Here is a 17,136-nt window from a genome sequence, read left to right on the forward strand (position 1 = left end):
CGCGTCTGAGTCGATCGGACGACTCAATGCTTCTCGGATCACTGGCAGCTTGACTGCTAGGTGGACCGCTAGTGCGCCCAGGGCGACGAAGGCCATGGCGTAGTGGGTGGGGGGAAAGAAGAATTTCCATGGGTAGTACTGGGCGATGTTCAGTAGGCCGGTTGATAGCTCGAAGATAATCGCGCCGACGAGCAGGGCGATCGAGCCTCGTTCCAGCATGCGTAGGGGCGAGCCGATCAGGGGGCGGTGGAACAGCCTTGGGTATACCGCCCACAGTTTCACCAGTAGCAGTGGGATCGCGGCTACGCCCGAAATGACGTGTAGCCCTTGGGTCAGCCGGTACAACCACACCGGGTGGGCGGGCCACCAGAACCAGGTTGGCGGGTGTTGGATCCAGTGGCTCAGCAGACCGGTAACGAAGCAGATCAGGATGGCGGTGCCGAGGGCGATGCCTACCCGACTGGCGACCTCCGGGCCGCGGGCGCTGGACACGCGAAACCATCGCGCGGCCAATGCCTCACTGCGCTTGACTGATTCGCGCACGCTCATCGGACACCTGCCGGGCGGCAGGGAGTGCGACCCATCGAGTCGTCACCGTCCTGGTGCCGCAAGGGCGGCGCGGCGACACGATATGCCCACTGGCGACGTCGACGGTGCTGAGCAGCCGAAACCAACGGTGCGCCGATGTCCCACTGCGCTCGACGGTTTCGCGCACACTCACCGGACACCAGGCGCCATTGCTGCGGCAGATACATTGCGCGGCTCATCGGACGGTCACCGCCTCGGTGGCGCGGTGACGGCGCAGCCACGCGATGTGTCTACCGCCTACATCGGCGGTGCTGAGTATCCGGAAGCCGGTGGTGCGGGCTAGTTGGTCGGCGTGATCGATGCCCACCGACGCCCACGGGAACCAGGATCCGATGTGTGATCGGGACTCCAGGCGGATCTGGCGGGTTACCGAACCGGTACCGGGACGGCCGAATTCGACGATCGCCAGGCCGTCGGGGGCGAGCAGGTCCGCGGTGCGGCGCAGGATGCGCTGCGGGTCGCCGCCGATCCCGATGTTGCCGTCGGCCAGGAGTGCGTAGGACCAGCGGCCCGCTCCGGGCAACGGGCCGAACAGATCTCGGCGTAGCGCGGGCGCTCCGCGAAATCTGGTGATGGCGACCGCTGTCGGCGAGATGTCTACGCCGAGGGCGAGGACGCCGCGCTGCATCAAGGCGGCGACCAATCGTCCTGGCCCGCAGCCGAGGTCCACCGTCGGGCCGTCGCAGCAGTGGGTGAGGGCGTGGTCGGCCCGACGGTCGCCGACACCGGCGAGCCCGAGCCACCGTCCGGTCGGCAATCGCTGCCTGGTGCCATCCGCCCCACGCATCCAACATCTTTCACCGGCGAGCGCGCGGTCGAAGATATCGAAGTCCGCGCCGATCACCGCAGCACCAGACCACGGTCGCGTAACTCGTGGAACGTCTCGGCGAAGCGACCACCGGACTCCGCCGCCACTCGGACCGCGTCCGCGAACGTGTCGACATCGCTGAACTTCGGCAGCGAACGTACCCGACACCCGCACTGTCGCAACGCCTTTCGGGTCAATTCACCGGTGCGATCGGTGGACATGGGCACGTCGACGAGTACCCGGGCTGGCTGCGGCGTGGGAAGGCCGAGAGCCCACCAGCCGCCGTCCTCGGCTGGACCGAGCAGGCAGGCGTCACCGGCGGCGAGTTGCTCGGCCGCGCTGGTCAATACCTCCGGACCGATCTGCGGGGTGTCCATGCCGATCTGCAGCACCGGTGCACCGAAGCGGGCGGCGTCGGCGTGCGCGTTGGCCAGGCGAGCGCCGAAGCTCGCGCCCCGCTGCGGCATCACCTCGAATTTGGCCAGCTCCCTTGCCAATTCGTCACTGCACTCGGCGGCGGCGAGGTCCCCGGTGAAGGCGACCACCCGATGCGTGACGTCGCTGCGCAGCACCGAGTCGAGGGTGTCGAGCAGCGCCGCGGCCGCGACCCGCGCGGCGTCACGCGGGGTGAGCGGCGGCGTCAGCCGAGTCTTGGCGAAACCGGCGATCGGCGCCTTGGCGATGACGAGCAAGGTTGCCGGACAGGGACTCATCGCAGCACCGCCAGGAAATCCTTTGTGGCGCGCAATGTTCCGAGCCAGGAGCCGGAAACCTTCGATACACCACCGACCCTCGGCCGGTAGGCGATGTCTCGTTCGACGACCTGCCAGCCCGCACCCGCGGCGCCGACGAGCAGCTCGAGCGGATACCCGGAACGCAGATGCAACGGACCGAGCGACAGCATCCCGGCCCGCCGCGCCACCCGCATCGCGGCGATATCGTGCACGGGCAGACCGTATTTGCGGCGCAGCCGGTGCGCGATGAGCAGATTGCCGAGCCGCGCGTGCCACGGCCAGACACCGGCGCTCGTCGGCCGCCGTCGCCCGACCGCGAGATCGACTCCGCCACGGACCAATTCGACCAACCCCGGTAGTTCGGCCGGGTCCATCGATCCGTCACCGTCGAGCACCGCGACCACATCGGTGCGCGCCGCGGCGATGCCCGCCTGGACCGCGGCGCCATAGCCCGGTCTGTCCTCACGCACCACCGTGGCACCACGCGCGCGGGCGACGGCCGCCGTCTGGTCGGTCGAGCCATTGTCCACGACCAGGGCGTGATACCCGGCGGGGATGGCTGCTAGGACATCCGGCAACGCGTCAGCTTCGTCTCGGCACGGAATCACCACAGTCACTCCGGCCGGATCAACCTGGGTTCGAGTCACGGCAACGACGCTATGCCGTCGAACCCGCCGGACGGCCGAAAAACCTGTGACGAAACAGTGACATCGTCAGAATATGCGTCCGGAACAGCGATAACGGGCCGATGGCCAACCTATCGTGATAACCGTGCATGACGTCTCCGAGGTCGCAGCCCCGCCGCGTGTCCGCATCCGCGGCGACCTAGTCGGTGCTGGCATCGCTGCCGCACTGGTAGCAACAGCGTTCATCGTCCCGCGAATCGCCAATCCGCAATGGGTTAGCAAACTCTATGCGGCCTCCGCGCCGATCTTCGGTTCCTGGATACCGCATATCGGCTGGGGCACCGGTCCGGCGATCGTCATCGCGGCTTTCGTTGCCGTGCAAGGCCCGGCGCTGGCCGAGCGGTTGCCGTGGCGGCGGCTGCTGGCGATGTCGTGGATCACCGCGACCGGCTGGACGTTCTCGCTGGCGATGGTCGACGGCTGGCGTCGCGGTTTCACCAACCGATTCAACGACCCCAACGAATACCTGCACGAGGTCGGCGGCGTCACCGACATCGGCGCGATGCTGCACGGTTTCGCCGATCGCATCCTCGATTTCCAGCCGGACTCGTGGACCACCCACGTGTCCGGGCATCCGCCGGGCGCACTGCTGTTCTTCGTGCTGCTCGATCGCATCGGTCTCGGCGGCAGCACCTGGGCGGCCTTGGCCTGCATGCTGATCGGCACCAGCGCGGTGGTCGCGGTCGCGGTCGCACTGCGCGCGCTCGGCGCCGAGGATCGAGCGCGGGCCGCGCTGCCGTTTCTGACACTGGCGCCCGCCGCGGTGTGGATCGCCGTCTCCGCCGACGCGATGTTCGCCGGTGTCACCGCGTGGGCGGTCGCATTGCTCGCGCTCGCCGCTCGCCCTGCGGGCAGTCACGTCTCGGCGGTCGCGGCGGGGATCTTGTTCGGCCTCGGCATCTACCTCAGTTATGGACTGACGTTGATGGCGCTGCCCGCGGTGGCCGTCCTGATCGCGCGGCGGACCCTCCGACCGCTGCTGCCCGCGGTGGCCGGCGCGCTGGTGGTCGTCGCGGCCTTCACGCTGTCCGGATTCTGGTGGGTCGACGGCTATCACCTGGTGGTAGAGCGCTACTACCAGGGCGTCGCCAAGAACCGGCCGTACGCGTATTGGTGGTGGGGCAATCTAGCCGCGACGGTCTGCGCGGTCGGCCTCGCGACGGCGGCGGCGCTGCACCGCGCGTTGTCGCCTAAAGTGCTGCGTGCCCTCGATCCGACGGCGCTGCTGGTTGCCGCCGCCCTGTGTGCGATCCTGGCCGCGGATATCAGCGGCCTGAGTAAGGCGGAGACTGAACGCATCTGGTTACCGTTCGATATGTGGCTGCTCGCCGCGACCGCGTTCCTGCCAAGGTCCACCGCCCGAGGCTGGCTCGCGGTGCAGAGCATCGGAACTCTCGTGCTGGTCCACACGATCCTGACGAATTGGTGAAACGATGTCCATCCTGATCGCCGACGACGATCCCGTTGTCCGGGACGTGGTCCGCCGCTACCTCGAGCGCGACGGCCTGACCGTCCGCGAAACCGCAGACGGCACAGCAACTTTGGCGGCACTGGCGGACACCGACGACGAGATCGAGCTTGCCGTGCTCGACGTGATGATGCCCGCGCCGGACGGCATCGAGATCTGCCGCGCGATCCGCTCTGGGCCGCGCCCGCAGACGCCGATCATCCTGCTCACCGCGCTCGGCGACGAGGACGACCGGGTGCTCGGGCTGGAGGCGGGCGCCGACGATTACGTCACCAAGCCGTTCAGTCCGCGTGAGCTCGCGCTGCGGGTCGCGTCGGTGCTGCGGCGCGCGCAGGTGGTGCGCGACAACACCCATCCGTCGCTGCGTGACGGCGCGGTCGAGGTGCGGCCCGCGTTCCGGCTCGCGCTGGTCGACGGCGCGCCGGTGGACCTCACGCCACGCGAATTCGATCTGCTGGTCTTTCTGCTGCGGCATCCGCAGCAGGTGTTCAGCCGGGAACAGCTGCTCGCCCAGGTGTGGGGCTGGGATTTCGGCGACCTGTCCACGGTCACCGTGCACATCAAGCGATTACGCGCGAAACTCGGCGATCGCCACCGGATCGAAACCGTATGGGGCCGCGGCTATGCATGGGCGCGCACCGGGAACGGGAATGGAGCAGCCGATGCCTGAGAACACCGCCCAGCTCATCGCCTACGCGCTCGCCTGCTCCGCGCTGGTGGTGCTGATCGGCGCGGTGATCCTGCGCGCCGCCAGCAATCGCTCGCTGACCACGAGCATGGTTGTGCTTGTGCTCATTCCGACGCTCGCGACGCTGGCGGGCATCATCGGGGTGAGCGGGCTGATGTTCACCCACGAATTGCAGCGCACCGCAGTGGTATTGGCCGTCGTCGCGGTGGTCACCGTGCCGGCCGCGATCCTGCTCGGGCGGGAGCAGGCGCGAAAGATGGTCTGGGAAAAGCAGATCCGCGAGCAGGAGCGGGCCGCCGAGCGTTCGCGGCGCGAGCTGGTCGCCTGGGTCAGCCACGATCTGCGCACCCCGCTGGCCGGTATTCGCGCTATGGCCGAGGCACTGTCGGACGGTGTGGTCACCGGGCAGGCCGACGTGGCCCGCTACGCCGAGCAGATCGGCTGCGAAACCAATCGGCTTGCCAGGATGGTCGATGACCTGTTCGAGATGTCGAAGATCAACGCGGGCGCGCTTCGGCTCGACCTGGAACCGGTGGACCTGCGCGAACTGATCGACGAGGTGCTCGCCGCCAACCGCCCGACCGCCGAGCGCGCGCAGGTCGCGTTGCGCGCGGAACAACCGGACACCCGAATCGTGGTGGCGGCCAGCGATCAGGCGCTCGGGCGGGTGCTGACCAACCTGGTGTCCAACGCGATCGCGCACACACCGCCCGGTGGCGAGGTCGCCATCTCCGCTGGCGCGTCCGACGGGCAGGCGTGGGCACGGGTCGACGACACCGGGCCCGGGATCTCCGAGACGGATCTGCCGCGGATCTTCGAGGTCGCCTATCGGGGCACCGCCGCGCGGTCGCCGGTCGCTGCCGACGGCGTACCCACCGGCAGCGGACTGGGTTTGGCGATCGCCGCCGGGCTGATCGAGGCGCACCGCGGCGGCATCACCGTCGAAAACCGGGATCAGGGTTGCCGTTTCGAGGTTCGGCTGCCGTTGTCGGATAACTGAGCGACGGCTTCAGAACGTCGGGGCGAACGTGCCGGCACTGTCGCGCAGTGGCGCGAAGGCGAACTGGGTGAGACCGGCGATCGGATCCACCTGTGCGGCGAAACCCACCGCGCGCCTGGCCCGATCGGGGTCGGCGACGATATGGCGCACATCGCCTGCCCGGTAGCGCCCGGTCACCACCGGCGTAGGCCCGCCACGCGCGGCGGCCAGCGTGGTCGCGACCTCACCGATGGTGATCGGGCGACCCGAGGAGACGTTGAGCGGGACGAAGCCGGGCAGCGGCTGTTCGACGGCGGCGACGTTCGCCGCGGCTATATCGGTGACGTGCACGAAATCCCTTGTCTGCCTGCCATCCTCATACACCTGCGGTGCCTGACCGGCCTCCAGCGCCGATCGGAAGATGGCCGCCACCCCGGAATACGGTGTGTCCCTGGGCATATCGTCGCCGTAGACATTGTGGTAGCGCAGCGCCGTGACGCTGGAACCGGTCACCGACGCCCAGGCCGCCGCGTAATTCTCCTGCGCGAGTTTGCTTGCCGCGTACAGACTGCGCGGGCGCAACGGCGCGTCCTCGTGCACGGAATCCCAGGTGAGTATCTCGCCGGAGTCCGGGCAGCGGTATTCGAACATCCCGGCGTCGAGATCCTCGGCGCGACGAGTACCCACATCGACTGTGCCGCAGCGTTCCCCGCGATAGCGACCTTCGCCGTAGACCACCATCGAGGACGCGAGCACCAGCCGATGGCATCCGGCACGATCCATCGCCGCCAGCAGGACCGCGGTCCCGAAGTCGTTGTGACTCGCGTAGGCGGGTGCGTCCTGCGCGCTCACTCCGTTGCCGACCACCGCCGCCTGATGACAGACGACGTCGATGCCGTGCAGCACCGCGTCGAGCGCCGCGCCGTCGCGGACATCCACCCGCGCGACCCCCTCGGGGGTGGACGCGGTCGGACCGTGCGCCGCGGCAAGCATCAGGTCGAGCGAAGTCACCTCGTGTCCCGCGCCGACCAGGTCGCGGCGGATATGGGACCCGATGAATCCGGCCGCGCCGGTCAGCAGCACTCGCATGCCGCTCACCCGCGCGCTTCCGGCTGCGGCCCAGCCTGGGCGATGGTCACGACCATTTCCGCTGCTGACGTCATACGCCGATCGTGCCTGGTCCGCACCCCACTCGGGGCTGACCACGCCGCAGCGTCAGACTTTCGTCATTCCTCATCGCCGATAGATACCGCTCGCCGATCCCTCCCGGAATTGCCAGCCATCCGGAACCGCCTCTGCAACGAATGCTTACCGAAACGGACCCTGCACGGCCGAGATCGCCGGTGTCCCCCGGCGTGGGCGGCACGGCAAACCTCAGCCTGTCCGGGTCGGTGCCAACCGCCCCTGACCCTGCTGTCGATACTGCGGGCTCGATAACGCCGTATCACTAACGGAGGAAAGGATATTCATGAAGCGGATAGTGGCGAACAGCGCCATCATCGGCGCGATCGCGCTCGGCGCACTGTTCGGCGCCGCACACGCGACCGCCGAATCCGGCCTGCCCCTGGAGCCTGCCACGAGCACGGCACCCAGCGCGCAACCGATCGACGACGCGGCGACCGGCTCCTCGGGCACCTTCGCCAAGACCCTGTCGAGCCTGTCCGGCGGGCTCGGCGGCCCCAAACCCGCCACCCAGTAGACCCCTGAATCGAGGGTGCCCCGGCTCCGCGCACGGAGCCGGGGCACCGTCGTCCGCACCCTCGAATATCAAGACGCGACCTCGGCGTGGCCGAAGTAGTAGGCCGAGGCTGCCAGGTATTGGCAGCATTCGGGGCCGTGGCCCGCGTGCGTGCTGCGGACGAATTGGGCAAGGTCCATGTCCAGATCCATGGGCTCGATGGTGCAGTCGCGGTGCTGTGTGCTCCACAGGTCCCGCATATCCAGCGATGTCTGCATGGTGCGCCTCCAGCCTGCGTTGTCTATCAGCCTGAAAAGCCTGCCCGAGATGCTTACACCGGCGGGGTACCCGTTGTCAGGCTATTCATACCGAGATCTGACATTCATCGCGTGATCAACTGCCAATCGTCGGGTAGGCGCGCGGCGGTGACCTGGGCGCCTTCCACCTCCAGGTCGACGGTGATCGGGCCGAGACGCAACGCGGACAACGTGATTCGGCCCCACTCCGGCGGCACCAGCGGGCGAACGGTGATGGTGCGGTTCGGCACGTCGGGGTCGAGGCCGAGGAACGATCGCACCAGCAGCAGCGGGGCCGCGCTCGCCCACGCCTGCGGTGAACAGGAGGTCGGATACGGCACCGGCGACGGGAATCGCGCGCGCGGGAAGCCGCAGTACAGCTCGGGTAGTCTGCCGTCGAAAGCCGCTGCGGCGTCGAGTAATCCGGTCGAGAGCCGAGTCGCCAGGTCGACCGCGCCCGGCACATGACGGTAGCGGAGCAGACCGGCCACCGCGATGGCGGTGTCGTGCGGCCACACCGAGCCACAGTGATAGCTCATCGGGTTGTAGGCGCCCATTTCCGAAGAGAGCGTGCGCAACCCGAAGCCGCTGTCCATCTCCGGCCCCGAAAGTCGTTGCACCAGTTCGGCGGCGTGCGCGTCGCTGGCGATGCCGGACCAAAGACAGTGTGCCGCATTGCTTGTCAGTGCGTCGACGCGCCGTTTGCCCTTGTCGAGCGCGATCGCGTACCAGCCCTGTTCCGGCAGCCAGAACGCCTCGGCGAACTTGCCGCGCAGCTCGTCGGCCTGGTCGCGCAGCTCCGCGGCCCGGTGCGGGTCGTCGAACGCCTCGGCGAGCTCGGCGCGGGCAAGCAGCGCGGCATGCACATAACCCTGCACCTCGCACAGCGCGATCGGCGCCTCGGTGACATGGCCTTGCAGGTCGTTGACGCCGTCCCAGCTGTCCTTCCAACCCTGGTTGATCAGGCCGCGGTCGGTCGCCCGGCAGTATTCGACGAACCCGTCGCCGTCACGGTCGCCGTAGTCGCTGATCCAGTCGAGCGCCGCGTCGGCGGCGGGCAACAGCTGCCTGATCGCCTCCGAATCCGCGCCCCAGCGATGACATTCGGCCAGCAGCATCACGAAAAGTGGTGTGGCGTCGACGGTTCCGTAATAGATGTTGCCGCCGAGCACCAGCCCGCCCGCCGGGCCTCGGCGCATCTCGTGCATGATCCGCCCCGGTTCCTCCTCGGTCAGCGGATTCACCGTCTGCCCTTGCAGTTCGGCAAGCTGCTGCAGCGTGCCGACGGCGAGATCGACCTCGAGCGGCAGCGCCATCCACGCGGTCAGCAGGCTGTCACGGCCGAACAAGGTCATGAACCAGGGCGCGCCCGCCGCGACGAACGGTCTGTTCTCGCCGGTGTCGTCGTGAATCTGCAAGGCGCCCAAGTCACTTTCGGTACGCCGCAAAACCTGGCTCAGTTCCGGATGCGATGCGGCGATATCGGTGGCGGTGTGACGCCACGCGGCGATCTTGCGACCTGGCGCGCTGACCCCGTAGTGCTCGCCCGGGGCCAGCGGCGCCTGGAATCGCTGGTTGCCAAGGGTGGGCTGGGCGGTGATCTCGGTCTGCCAACTCGCGCCGACGGGCACAACGACGCGCCACATCAAAGTGCCTGGCAATACGGTGGGTTCGACGGTCGCCGACACCGAGAGGCCGCGCATCCGATCGGCCCGATCGTGGAACAGCAGCTCCCCCTCGGCCACCGTCACCTCGGAGCGGCCGTGCCCGGCGCGCCCCTCCTTGACCGCGAACAGGTCGACGAAATCGGCGTCGACATGCAATTCGAGGGTGACCGCCGTCGGCTCGCGGCCCATGTTCTCCAGCGTGAGCACCTCGTGCATGCCGTCGGCGACGATGCGCTCGCGCACCACGAGCAGCGTGCTGTCGGCCAGCCCGGCCGTCGGCGGTCTTCGCAGCACGAACCGCGCCGCGAACGCCTCCGGGCTGAGCACCGAAAGCGGTTCGGGCAGTTGGCCGTCCACCAGCAGCTCCCACCGCGAGACGACGCGCGCATCGCGGAAGAAGAGTCCGTGCGGGCGGCCCGGCTCGACGTCGCCGAGCCGGTTCGACAGGCAGAAGGTGCCGCCCTCCACCAGCGTCACCGAGCCCGCCCCACCGAAACCCGTTGACTCACCGGAGTTCAGTGGGGCGGGGCTGAGCGCGGTGGAATCCGCCGTCACGCGAGTCCGCTCGCCGCGGCCTGCATGGGCACGGCCTGATCCTTGTACCAACGGAATCCGGTCCGCTTGCGCGCCCGCATCAGCTTTCGGTAGACCTGCTCGTATCCGCGACCCAGCGTGTCGGCGCCGAAGTTCGCCTCGACATGCGCGCGGCAGGCCGCCGGGTCCATGGTCTGCACCTCGGCGATGGCGGCGGTGAGCTCGGCCGGGTCGTCACACACGCGCCCGGTCACCCCGTCGACGATCACCTCGGACACCGCGCCGCCGCGCAACGCGACCACCGGGGTGCCGCACACCATGGACTCGATCATCACCATGCCGAAGGGTTCCTCCCAACGGATCGGAAAGAGCAGACACTTCGCTCCCGCCAACAGCTTTCGCTTGTCGGTGGCGTCGGCGAGGCCGAACACATGATCCTGGTCGGTCAACAACGGGCGTACCTGCTCCTCGAAGTATTTGATCTCGGGCGGCTCGCTGCACTTGCCCGCGAGCACGAGTGGCATGCCCGCGGCGTGCGCGGCCTCCAGCGCCAGGTGCGGCGCCTTGCACTCGTTGAAGCGGCCGAGGAACAGCGCGTAGTCGTCCTTGTCGGCTCGGAACGGCCACTCCTCGGGATGCAGAGCATTATGCACGCGCCCAGCCCAATTCAAATCCGGAGCCAGCTCCTGCTGCCGGTCGCTGATCGCGACGAGCGAGACCTCATCGCCCATTTCCCGGTAGTACTCATAACATTCGCCCTCGACCGGACCGTGCACCGTCACCACGGTCGGCAAGCCAAGCCCCCTATACGCGGGCGCGTTCAGCGGCCCGGCGAAGGTGTGCTCGTGCACGAGATCGATGCTGCCGTCGGCGGCGAGCTTCTCGATCGCCCGCCGGGCCCGCAGCGCGTGCAGGACCTCGGGGAAGGGCTCGCCGAGACGCTCGGGGCAGATGTGGTCCCACAGCGGAATGAACTTCGCCGCCTTGGTACCCGGCTCACCCGCGCCGAGCAGGGTCACGTCGTGGCCTCTTGCCACCAGCGAGTCGACCAGATCGGCGACGACGGCCTCGACACCTCCGTACGCCTTGGGCGGCACATCGAAGTACGGCGGAACAACCATCGCGATCCGGAATCGGGAGCCGCTGTGATCGATCGACAGCAGATCCGACGTAGAAACCTGACCCGAACCCGACATGGGCAACTCGCTCATGACTCCACCTCGCTGGCGCTCGGCTCCGTCACTCGCGAAGGCGCACTGTGTTGTCGATTCGCTCGCCGGGGCTCGCTCATGGACCCTCCTTCCAAAGGGCACAACCGTGCAGGGACACAACCATTTGCTTGGGCACAACCGCTAGCAATTCGCGCACACACCCAGCACTCGGAAAGCGCAGGGCGCCGAGCTGGTGGCCGCCGCGGCGGAGGTGGAGCTCAGCTGCACCGCCGGTCCGTTGAGGCTTGGTTGGCCTGGTCGCTTGCCGCACGATCAGGGGGGCCGCCAGTGATGTACCTCACCGGAGCCTTCTCAAACCATGCAGTCGATTACGTTGCTGATCGATTGCCGAGATCGCCAGGTGGGAGCGGCCTTTGCGAGTTTCAATCCAAAGTGTCTACGGGTCTGGACATCCGCTCAGCCTTCGATCACGATCTTTCCGTCTTGACCGGGCACGACAAAGGCCAACAGCCGCTCGGCCTCGGCACGCACCGCCCCCTCGTCGGTGACGGACAGCGGATGCCACGGGGTAACCCGAATAGTGCTGTCGTCCAAGGACCACCGGCCGTGCACGAAACCGTCGACCAGGTACATCGGCACGCCCTGCGAGGCCTCCTTGGCGATCCGCTGACGATCCTCGTCGCTGATGATCCGGCGGCGGTCCTTGTGGCCGAGTAGCGCATTGTCGAAGGCGGGCAGGAAGCGCACCGGCACCGGCAGATTGGGGTCGGCCAGCGGGGCGTCCGGCAGGTCGAACAGCACCCGATGCTGGTCGTCGGTGAAAACGCGTAGGCGGGTGCGCATCTCGTCGACCACCTCGGCCAGCCGGGTGACACCGGCCCACGCCTGCATGTCGGCGACCGTGGCGGGCCCGAACGCGGCAAGGTAGCGCAGGATCAGCGTCTGCGCCTGCGGCGTCGTCTCCATCGGCGCGCCGATCCATTCGTCGGCAAGGGCGACAGTCACCGAGCGGTTGCGCCATTTGCCCCACGCCCCGGTCACCGGGCTGTGCACGATGGGAACCAGCAGCTCCACCGACTCGGCGAGCCGACGCGGGTGCCGGTCCGGAAAGCGCTCGGCGAGTAGGTTTCCGAGATCGGTGCGCGACAGGATGCGCCCGGACAACGATTCCCGCCCCGCGGCGGCGAGTTCGTCGAGATCGATGCCCTCGATCTCGTCCTGGTAGTAGGGCGCCTGCAATGCGGCGTGCACGACCGGGCGCACCGTCGGGCGCAGCCAGCGGAAGTCGTGCACGTCGGCCAGGTGCACCGTGCGGCGGATCATGGCGGAGCGCACCAGCTTTCGCTCGCGCAGCAGGGCGGCCAGGTCGTCGTGCGCGAAATCCGTCAGCCGGGCCCACAGCCCGACGTAGGGCCAGTTGGGTTCCTGCCCCTGCACCGCGACCAGATGCCGCACCAGTTCCAACGGTGTCATCGCGGCCCGCCGCGCCAGCATCTGACGCACCAGCAGGGTTCGGTTCAGCTCTCGCAGCGATAGTTCCGTCATGTCTGCCATCTTCGCCGATACCACCGACAAAACGGGGGCCTTCGGCGCCGAACCCGCATACGTATACGTACAATCGACGTATGTTCGATCCCATTTCCCTGGCCGTCGGCGCCGCCATCCTCGGCGCGGGCTGGGCTGTCGGACGGTACGGCCACCGCGGCTCGGTCGGCGGCAAGGCGTTGCAGAGCGTCGCGAAATGCGGCTGCGGCCACGACCTGGCGATCCACGATCCGCAGGCCGGCGCGTGCCACGCGGAGGAGCGGCGGTCCATCGCACCCGCAACATGGGAATGGGTCCGCTGCCCCTGCCGCCGCTACACCGGCCCACTACCGGTCGAGGACTACTTCACCCGCCCGATGCTGCCGCCCACGGACTGAAGCCCGCGACCGAAGGCGCCCCCTCATCCTGCCTAGCCGAATGATGGTGGCCTTCGGTCATCGGACATGTTGGGTCAGTCCACGTCGGGCTGCATGCGCAGCGGAACGCCGATTCGGTTCCACAGATTGATCATCGCGGTCACCGCGACCAATCCGGCCACGGCACCCTCCTCGAAATGCCGCTCGACGTCGGCCCACACCTCATCGCTGACGCCATGGTCGCCGAGCTTCGTCACCGCTTCGGTGTAGGCGAGCGCGGCGCGTTCGGCGTCGGTGTAGAGCGCCGACTCACGCCAGGCGTCGAGTTGAAAGATGCGCTTTTCGGTTTCACCGGCCAGCCTGGCATCGGTGGTGTGCGTGTCGATGCAGTACACGCAGCCGTTGATCTGCGAGGCACGAATCTTGACCAGCTCGCGGACGACCGGGTTCAGCGGGCCGCGGCGGATGGCCGCCTCGGCCGCGAACCACGCCTGGTACAACTCCGGAGCAACCTTCGCGAGCTTCATCCGTGACACGTTGTCGTCCTTTCGTCGGTGTTCTCCTACACCAGAGGGACGAGACAGGTGCCGGAAGTGTGACGCCCGCTCACGAATCGGGCAGGCACCTGGCCGGATCGGGCAGTTCACCGCACGGCGCGTTGCCGTGGGCGCGCAGCACGTCCTTGCCGGTCTGATCGACCAGGTAGTGCAGGAAGGCCGCGGCCAGTGAGTCACCGGGCAGCTCGCCGTAGCTGTAGGCGTACTCGACGCCCCAGAACGGGTACGTGCGACTGATGGCGGCGTCACGGCCAGCGGCGACCCCGTTGATCGCGACGGTCGGCAGTCCGGCATCGATCGCCTCGGAGGACTCGGAATAGCCGATGGCGCCGGGGATTTCGCCGACCGCCTTCTGCATGTCGGTGGTCACCTGGACATCACAGTGCGCCGCGTCGGACAGCACCGTGCCCTTGATCGCGGTGCAACTCACGTGCGGCCGGTCGGGCTGTCCGGCACCGAGTAGCCTGCGCTCGAAGGTATTTCGAGTGCCGGAGCCCGGAATCCGATTCACCAGCACCACCGGGAGATCGGGGCCGCCGACGTCGCGCCAATTGCCGACCCGGCCCTGATAGAGGTCCTGGATCTGGGTTTGGGTGAGGCTTCGCACGCCGACATCCTTATTGACGATCATGCTGAACAGCGACAGTGCGAGCGGGCGCTGCACCAGCGCGGGATATCCGCTGCCCTTCGGGCCGTCGCTGATGGCGAGCAGGCCAGGGTTGTCCTTACCCTCTTCAGCCAGCCGGTCGAGCCCGCGCTCGGTGCTCTCGAAGCCGAACACGAATTCCGCTCCGGTGCACCGCTTCTCGTACTGACCGGCGGCCTCCTGAATGACCGGCGCGAAGGCCGACGATCCGATCACGGTGAGCTTGCCCGAGGCGCATTCCAGTGGGGTCGGCGACGGCTCGACCGCGGCGACGACGAGCTGGATGGCGATCACCAGCACCAGAAAGATGGTCAGCCCCAGCATCATTCGGGGAATGCCGGTCTGGCTTCGGGTTTCGAGGACACGCCCGCCCTTGATGCCGCCGGTCAACACCGGAACGGGGTACTCCCCCGCGCCCTCGGAGCGCTGCAGGATGGCCAGGATCTTGTAGTGCTCACCACGATTCAACGGCACCTTGGGCAGATCGATGACGCCGATATGCCCGGCCATGTCCTCGCGCACCGCGATCCCCGAGTCGCCATCGAGGCTGTCCGCCAGGCCGGGATCGCTGAGTTCGGTCACCGCCATGCCGATGACCAGGCGCTGCGGGAACCGCAGGTGCAGCCCGATCCGCGCCGGATCGGGCGCCTTGTAGTCGTGCGTGTCGATGGTGGTTGCGCCGCTGTTCTCGATGCGCACCAGGACAACCGAGAGATCCTTCAGATCCGGACTCGCACCGTCCAGCGACGGACGCAGCTGCGGAAGCACGCCGGGGAACACCGATTCGACCTCACCGGTGACGGGCGTATCCATCTGTACGCGATAGCCGAGCCGCTTGCGCCCGACAAACACGAACTCCCACAGGAACGCGCCGATCGGCACCACGATACCGATCACCGCCAGCACGATTTCGACTGGAAAGTCGCCCAACGATCAACCCACCCCACAAGATCTGTCCGACAACCATTTTCAGCCGCGATCGACGCACATCCCCACAACGGCAGAACTATTAGGCAACAGTTAACCCGACGGCCATCACACGCCGGGCGACTCCGTCCACGCCAGCAGATCGGCCAGCGGCCAGGTATTGATGACCCGTTCGGCCGCAACACCATTCGCGAGGGCGCGTTCGCAACCGTAACCCTGCCAATCCAATTGGCCGGGGGCGTGCGCGTCGGTGTCGATGGAGAAGTGGCAGTCCATCTCGACCGCGAGCTGGATCAGCCGCGACGGCGGATCGCGGCGTTCCGGCCTGCTGTTGATCTCGACGGCGGTGCCGTAGGTGCGGCACGCCTCGAAGACCATCTCGGCGTCGAAGCTCGACTCGGGGCGGGTGCCGCGCCCGCCTTCGACGAGCCGTCCCGTGCAGTGGCCGAGCACGTCGACATGGGGGTTGGCCACCGCGTAGACCATGCGTTTGGTCATCGTCGCACTGTCCGCGCGCAGGTGTGAGTGCACGCTCGCCACCACGATGTCGAGTTCGGCGAGCAGATCGGCCTGCTGGTCGAGGGTGCCGTCGTCGAGGATGTCGACCTCGATGCCGGTGAGGATACGGAATGGCGCCAGGCGGTCGTTGAGCTCGGCGACCACGTCGAGTTGCTTGCGCAGCCGGTCGGCGGACAGCCCGTTGGCGACGGTCAGGCGCGGCGAATGATCGGTCAGCGCGCAGTATTCGTGCCCGAGGGCGGCCGCGACACCCATCATCTCCGCGATCGGGCTACCGCCGTCGGACCAGTCCGAATGGGTGTGCAGGTCGCCGCGCAGCTGAGCGCGCAGCGGTTTACCGGGTGCGCCGATCGGCTTCGCCGCTTTGCGCAGATCGAGCAACACCTGCGGCAGCACACCGGAATACGACTCTTCGATGACGGCGGCGGTCTTCGGCCCGATCCCGGCGATATCGCGCCAGCTGCGCGCGCTCTGGTGCGCCGCGCGGTCGTCGTCCGACAGCTCCGCGACGATGTCGGCGGCACGGCGGTAGGCCTTGACCCGATACGTCTCGGCTCGCGAGCGCTCCAGCCAGAAGCCGATCTCGCGAAGCACCGCCACCGGACCCGGCGCTGTCGTCGGGTCCGCGGCTATCGAGTCATCTTCCGCCACAGCGGTTATCGCATCCTGCTGTATTTCATGAAGGCCACTCCGTCCTCGAAAACGCGGCTGGTGATCACCCGGAACTTGGCCGCGTCTGGCAGCCGGGGACCGGCCCCGAACAGCGACTTCCCACGGCCGAGCAGCACCGGGTACAGCTTGAGGAAGATCTGGTCGATCTCGGGAAGCAACTCCTGCGCCAGCTCGCCGCCGCCGCACAGCCAGATCCCGAGACCGTTGGCGCGCTTGAGTTCTCGCACCTTCGCCAGCGGGTCGGCCGCGATCAGCTCGACATCGGGGTCGGGGTTTTCCGGCAGCGTCGTCGACACCACGTACTGCTTCAGATGCGCGTACGGGCTCGATGTGCCGGTGCGCACGCCGAAGTCATGCGTCTTGCGCCCCATCAGCACCGTGTCGAAGTAGCGGTTGCGCTTGTCGATACCGATCGACTCGCGCACCTTGGTAGGCAGTGTTTCGGGGTATTGCGCGGTGATCGCAGGCCCGTGGTCGCCGCCGACCGGGAAGAAATCGACCGATCCGTCCTCGGTGGCGATGTATCCGTCGATGGTCGACGCTACGTAGTACGTGAGCTTGCGCATGTGTCCTTCCTCCACGGCCGGACCGACTTCCCGAACCGCCTACAAGAAAG

At 67.7% G+C, this 17,136-nt stretch carries 17 protein-coding genes and 1 pseudogene; 5 read left to right on the plus strand and 13 right to left on the minus strand.

Annotated elements, in window-relative coordinates; genetic code table 11:
• Positions 1–3: 3 nt before the first annotated feature.
• The 4 genes and pseudogenes from OG203_RS13460 to OG203_RS13475 form a co-directional block, all read right to left on the minus strand.
• A pseudogene (locus tag OG203_RS13460) lies at positions 4–549 on the minus strand (molybdopterin-binding protein); the annotation flags it as partial.
• 214 nt (positions 550–763) lie between these two features.
• Entirely contained in the window at positions 764–1,375 is a 612-nt protein-coding gene (locus OG203_RS13465; protein WP_405165980.1) for a methyltransferase domain-containing protein, read from the minus strand.
• Positions 1,376–1,428: 53 nt separating this feature from the next.
• Entirely contained in the window at positions 1,429–2,109 is a 681-nt protein-coding gene (locus tag OG203_RS13470) for a DUF2064 domain-containing protein (protein ID WP_405165981.1), read from the minus strand.
• On the minus strand, positions 2,106–2,777 hold the full coding sequence (locus OG203_RS13475; RefSeq protein WP_405165982.1) for a glycosyltransferase family 2 protein: 672 nt from the start codon (positions 2,775–2,777) through the stop codon (positions 2,106–2,108). The genes OG203_RS13470 and OG203_RS13475 overlap by 4 nt, the downstream gene beginning before the upstream one ends.
• 124 nt (positions 2,778–2,901) lie before the next feature.
• On the opposite strand from OG203_RS13475, the gene OG203_RS13480 reads away from it, so the two are divergent.
• The 3 genes from OG203_RS13480 to OG203_RS13490 are packed head-to-tail and all read left to right on the plus strand — an operon-like array spanning position 2,902 to position 5,972.
• Positions 2,902–4,245, plus strand: coding sequence for a hypothetical protein (locus OG203_RS13480; RefSeq protein WP_405165983.1), 1,344 nt, complete (start codon positions 2,902–2,904; stop codon positions 4,243–4,245).
• A 4-nt stretch (positions 4,246–4,249) separates the two neighbouring features.
• On the plus strand, positions 4,250–4,954 hold the full coding sequence (locus OG203_RS13485; RefSeq protein WP_405165984.1) for a response regulator transcription factor: 705 nt from the start codon (positions 4,250–4,252) through the stop codon (positions 4,952–4,954).
• On the plus strand, positions 4,947–5,972 hold the full coding sequence (locus OG203_RS13490) for a sensor histidine kinase (RefSeq protein ID WP_405165985.1): 1,026 nt from the start codon (positions 4,947–4,949) through the stop codon (positions 5,970–5,972). The genes OG203_RS13485 and OG203_RS13490 overlap by 8 nt, the downstream gene beginning before the upstream one ends.
• 9 nt (positions 5,973–5,981) lie before the next feature.
• Here OG203_RS13490 and OG203_RS13495 read toward each other — a convergent pair whose 3' ends face one another.
• Complete coding sequence (locus OG203_RS13495) at positions 5,982–7,049, minus strand: NAD-dependent epimerase/dehydratase family protein (protein WP_405165986.1); 1,068 nt, start codon at positions 7,047–7,049, stop codon at positions 5,982–5,984.
• Between the two features lie 370 nt (positions 7,050–7,419).
• On the opposite strand from OG203_RS13495, the gene OG203_RS13500 reads away from it, so the two are divergent.
• A complete protein-coding gene (locus tag OG203_RS13500) occupies positions 7,420–7,650 on the plus strand; it encodes a hypothetical protein (protein WP_405165987.1) in 231 nt (76 codons plus the stop codon).
• Between the two features lie 68 nt (positions 7,651–7,718).
• On the opposite strand, the gene OG203_RS13505 is transcribed toward OG203_RS13500, so the two are convergent.
• The 4 genes from OG203_RS13505 to OG203_RS13520 form a co-directional block, all read right to left on the minus strand.
• On the minus strand, positions 7,719–7,907 hold the full coding sequence (locus OG203_RS13505) for a hypothetical protein (RefSeq protein WP_405165988.1): 189 nt from the start codon (positions 7,905–7,907) through the stop codon (positions 7,719–7,721).
• Between the two features lie 104 nt (positions 7,908–8,011).
• Entirely contained in the window at positions 8,012–10,147 is a 2,136-nt protein-coding gene (locus tag OG203_RS13510; RefSeq protein WP_405165989.1) for a glycogen debranching N-terminal domain-containing protein, read from the minus strand.
• On the minus strand, positions 10,144–11,322 hold the full coding sequence (locus tag OG203_RS13515) for a glycosyltransferase family 4 protein (RefSeq protein ID WP_405167868.1): 1,179 nt from the start codon (positions 11,320–11,322) through the stop codon (positions 10,144–10,146). The genes OG203_RS13510 and OG203_RS13515 overlap by 4 nt, the downstream gene beginning before the upstream one ends.
• Before the next feature lie 432 nt (positions 11,323–11,754).
• Positions 11,755–12,843, minus strand: a complete 1,089-nt coding sequence (locus OG203_RS13520) for a winged helix DNA-binding domain-containing protein (RefSeq protein ID WP_405165990.1) — start codon at positions 12,841–12,843, stop codon at positions 11,755–11,757.
• An 80-nt stretch (positions 12,844–12,923) separates the two neighbouring features.
• Here OG203_RS13520 and OG203_RS13525 point away from each other — a divergent pair, with 80 nt between their 5' ends.
• On the plus strand, positions 12,924–13,220 hold the full coding sequence (locus OG203_RS13525; protein ID WP_405165991.1) for a hypothetical protein: 297 nt from the start codon (positions 12,924–12,926) through the stop codon (positions 13,218–13,220).
• Positions 13,221–13,294: 74 nt separating this feature from the next.
• Here the strand turns inward: OG203_RS13525 and OG203_RS13530 are convergent, their stop codons facing one another.
• The 4 genes from OG203_RS13530 to OG203_RS13545 all read right to left on the minus strand — a co-directional run bounded on the left by OG203_RS13530 (position 13,295) and on the right by OG203_RS13545 (position 17,086).
• Positions 13,295–13,726 (minus strand): carboxymuconolactone decarboxylase family protein, encoded by a 432-nt coding sequence (locus OG203_RS13530; RefSeq protein WP_405165992.1) that lies wholly within the window; start codon positions 13,724–13,726, stop codon positions 13,295–13,297.
• Between the two features lie 79 nt (positions 13,727–13,805).
• Positions 13,806–15,332 (minus strand): PstS family phosphate ABC transporter substrate-binding protein, encoded by a 1,527-nt coding sequence (locus tag OG203_RS13535; protein ID WP_405165993.1) that lies wholly within the window; start codon positions 15,330–15,332, stop codon positions 13,806–13,808.
• A gap of 105 nt (positions 15,333–15,437) precedes the next feature.
• Complete coding sequence (locus OG203_RS13540; RefSeq protein ID WP_405165994.1) at positions 15,438–16,499, minus strand: PHP domain-containing protein; 1,062 nt, start codon at positions 16,497–16,499, stop codon at positions 15,438–15,440.
• 5 nt (positions 16,500–16,504) lie between these two features.
• Complete coding sequence (locus tag OG203_RS13545; RefSeq protein ID WP_405165995.1) at positions 16,505–17,086, minus strand: dihydrofolate reductase family protein; 582 nt, start codon at positions 17,084–17,086, stop codon at positions 16,505–16,507.
• Positions 17,087–17,136: the final 50 nt, after the last annotated feature.

The organism is Nocardia sp. NBC_01499 (assembly GCF_045040275.1).
Taxonomy (GTDB): Bacteria; Actinomycetota; Actinomycetes; order Mycobacteriales; family Mycobacteriaceae; genus Nocardia.

What these genes read in the sequence shown, in the direction of transcription:
- OG203_RS13465 (WP_405165980.1), bottom strand. Translation starts at nt 1,375, where the DNA reads ATGCGTGGGGCGGATGGCACCAGGCAGCGATTGCCGACCGGACGGTGG.
- OG203_RS13470 (WP_405165981.1), bottom strand. Translation starts at nt 2,109, where the DNA reads ATGAGTCCCTGTCCGGCAACCTTGCTCGTCATCGCCAAGGCGCCGATC.
- OG203_RS13485 (WP_405165984.1), top strand. Translation starts at nt 4,250, where the DNA reads ATGTCCATCCTGATCGCCGACGACGATCCCGTTGTCCGGGACGTGGTC.
- OG203_RS13490 (WP_405165985.1), top strand. Translation starts at nt 4,947, where the DNA reads ATGCCTGAGAACACCGCCCAGCTCATCGCCTACGCGCTCGCCTGCTCC.
- OG203_RS13500 (WP_405165987.1), top strand. Translation starts at nt 7,420, where the DNA reads ATGAAGCGGATAGTGGCGAACAGCGCCATCATCGGCGCGATCGCGCTC.
- OG203_RS13505 (WP_405165988.1), bottom strand. Translation starts at nt 7,907, where the DNA reads ATGCAGACATCGCTGGATATGCGGGACCTGTGGAGCACACAGCACCGC.
- OG203_RS13515 (WP_405167868.1), bottom strand. Translation starts at nt 11,322, where the DNA reads ATGTCGGGTTCGGGTCAGGTTTCTACGTCGGATCTGCTGTCGATCGAT.
- OG203_RS13520 (WP_405165990.1), bottom strand. Translation starts at nt 12,843, where the DNA reads ATGACGGAACTATCGCTGCGAGAGCTGAACCGAACCCTGCTGGTGCGT.
- OG203_RS13525 (WP_405165991.1), top strand. Translation starts at nt 12,924, where the DNA reads ATGTTCGATCCCATTTCCCTGGCCGTCGGCGCCGCCATCCTCGGCGCG.
- OG203_RS13530 (WP_405165992.1), bottom strand. Translation starts at nt 13,726, where the DNA reads ATGAAGCTCGCGAAGGTTGCTCCGGAGTTGTACCAGGCGTGGTTCGCG.
- OG203_RS13545 (WP_405165995.1), bottom strand. Translation starts at nt 17,086, where the DNA reads ATGCGCAAGCTCACGTACTACGTAGCGTCGACCATCGACGGATACATC.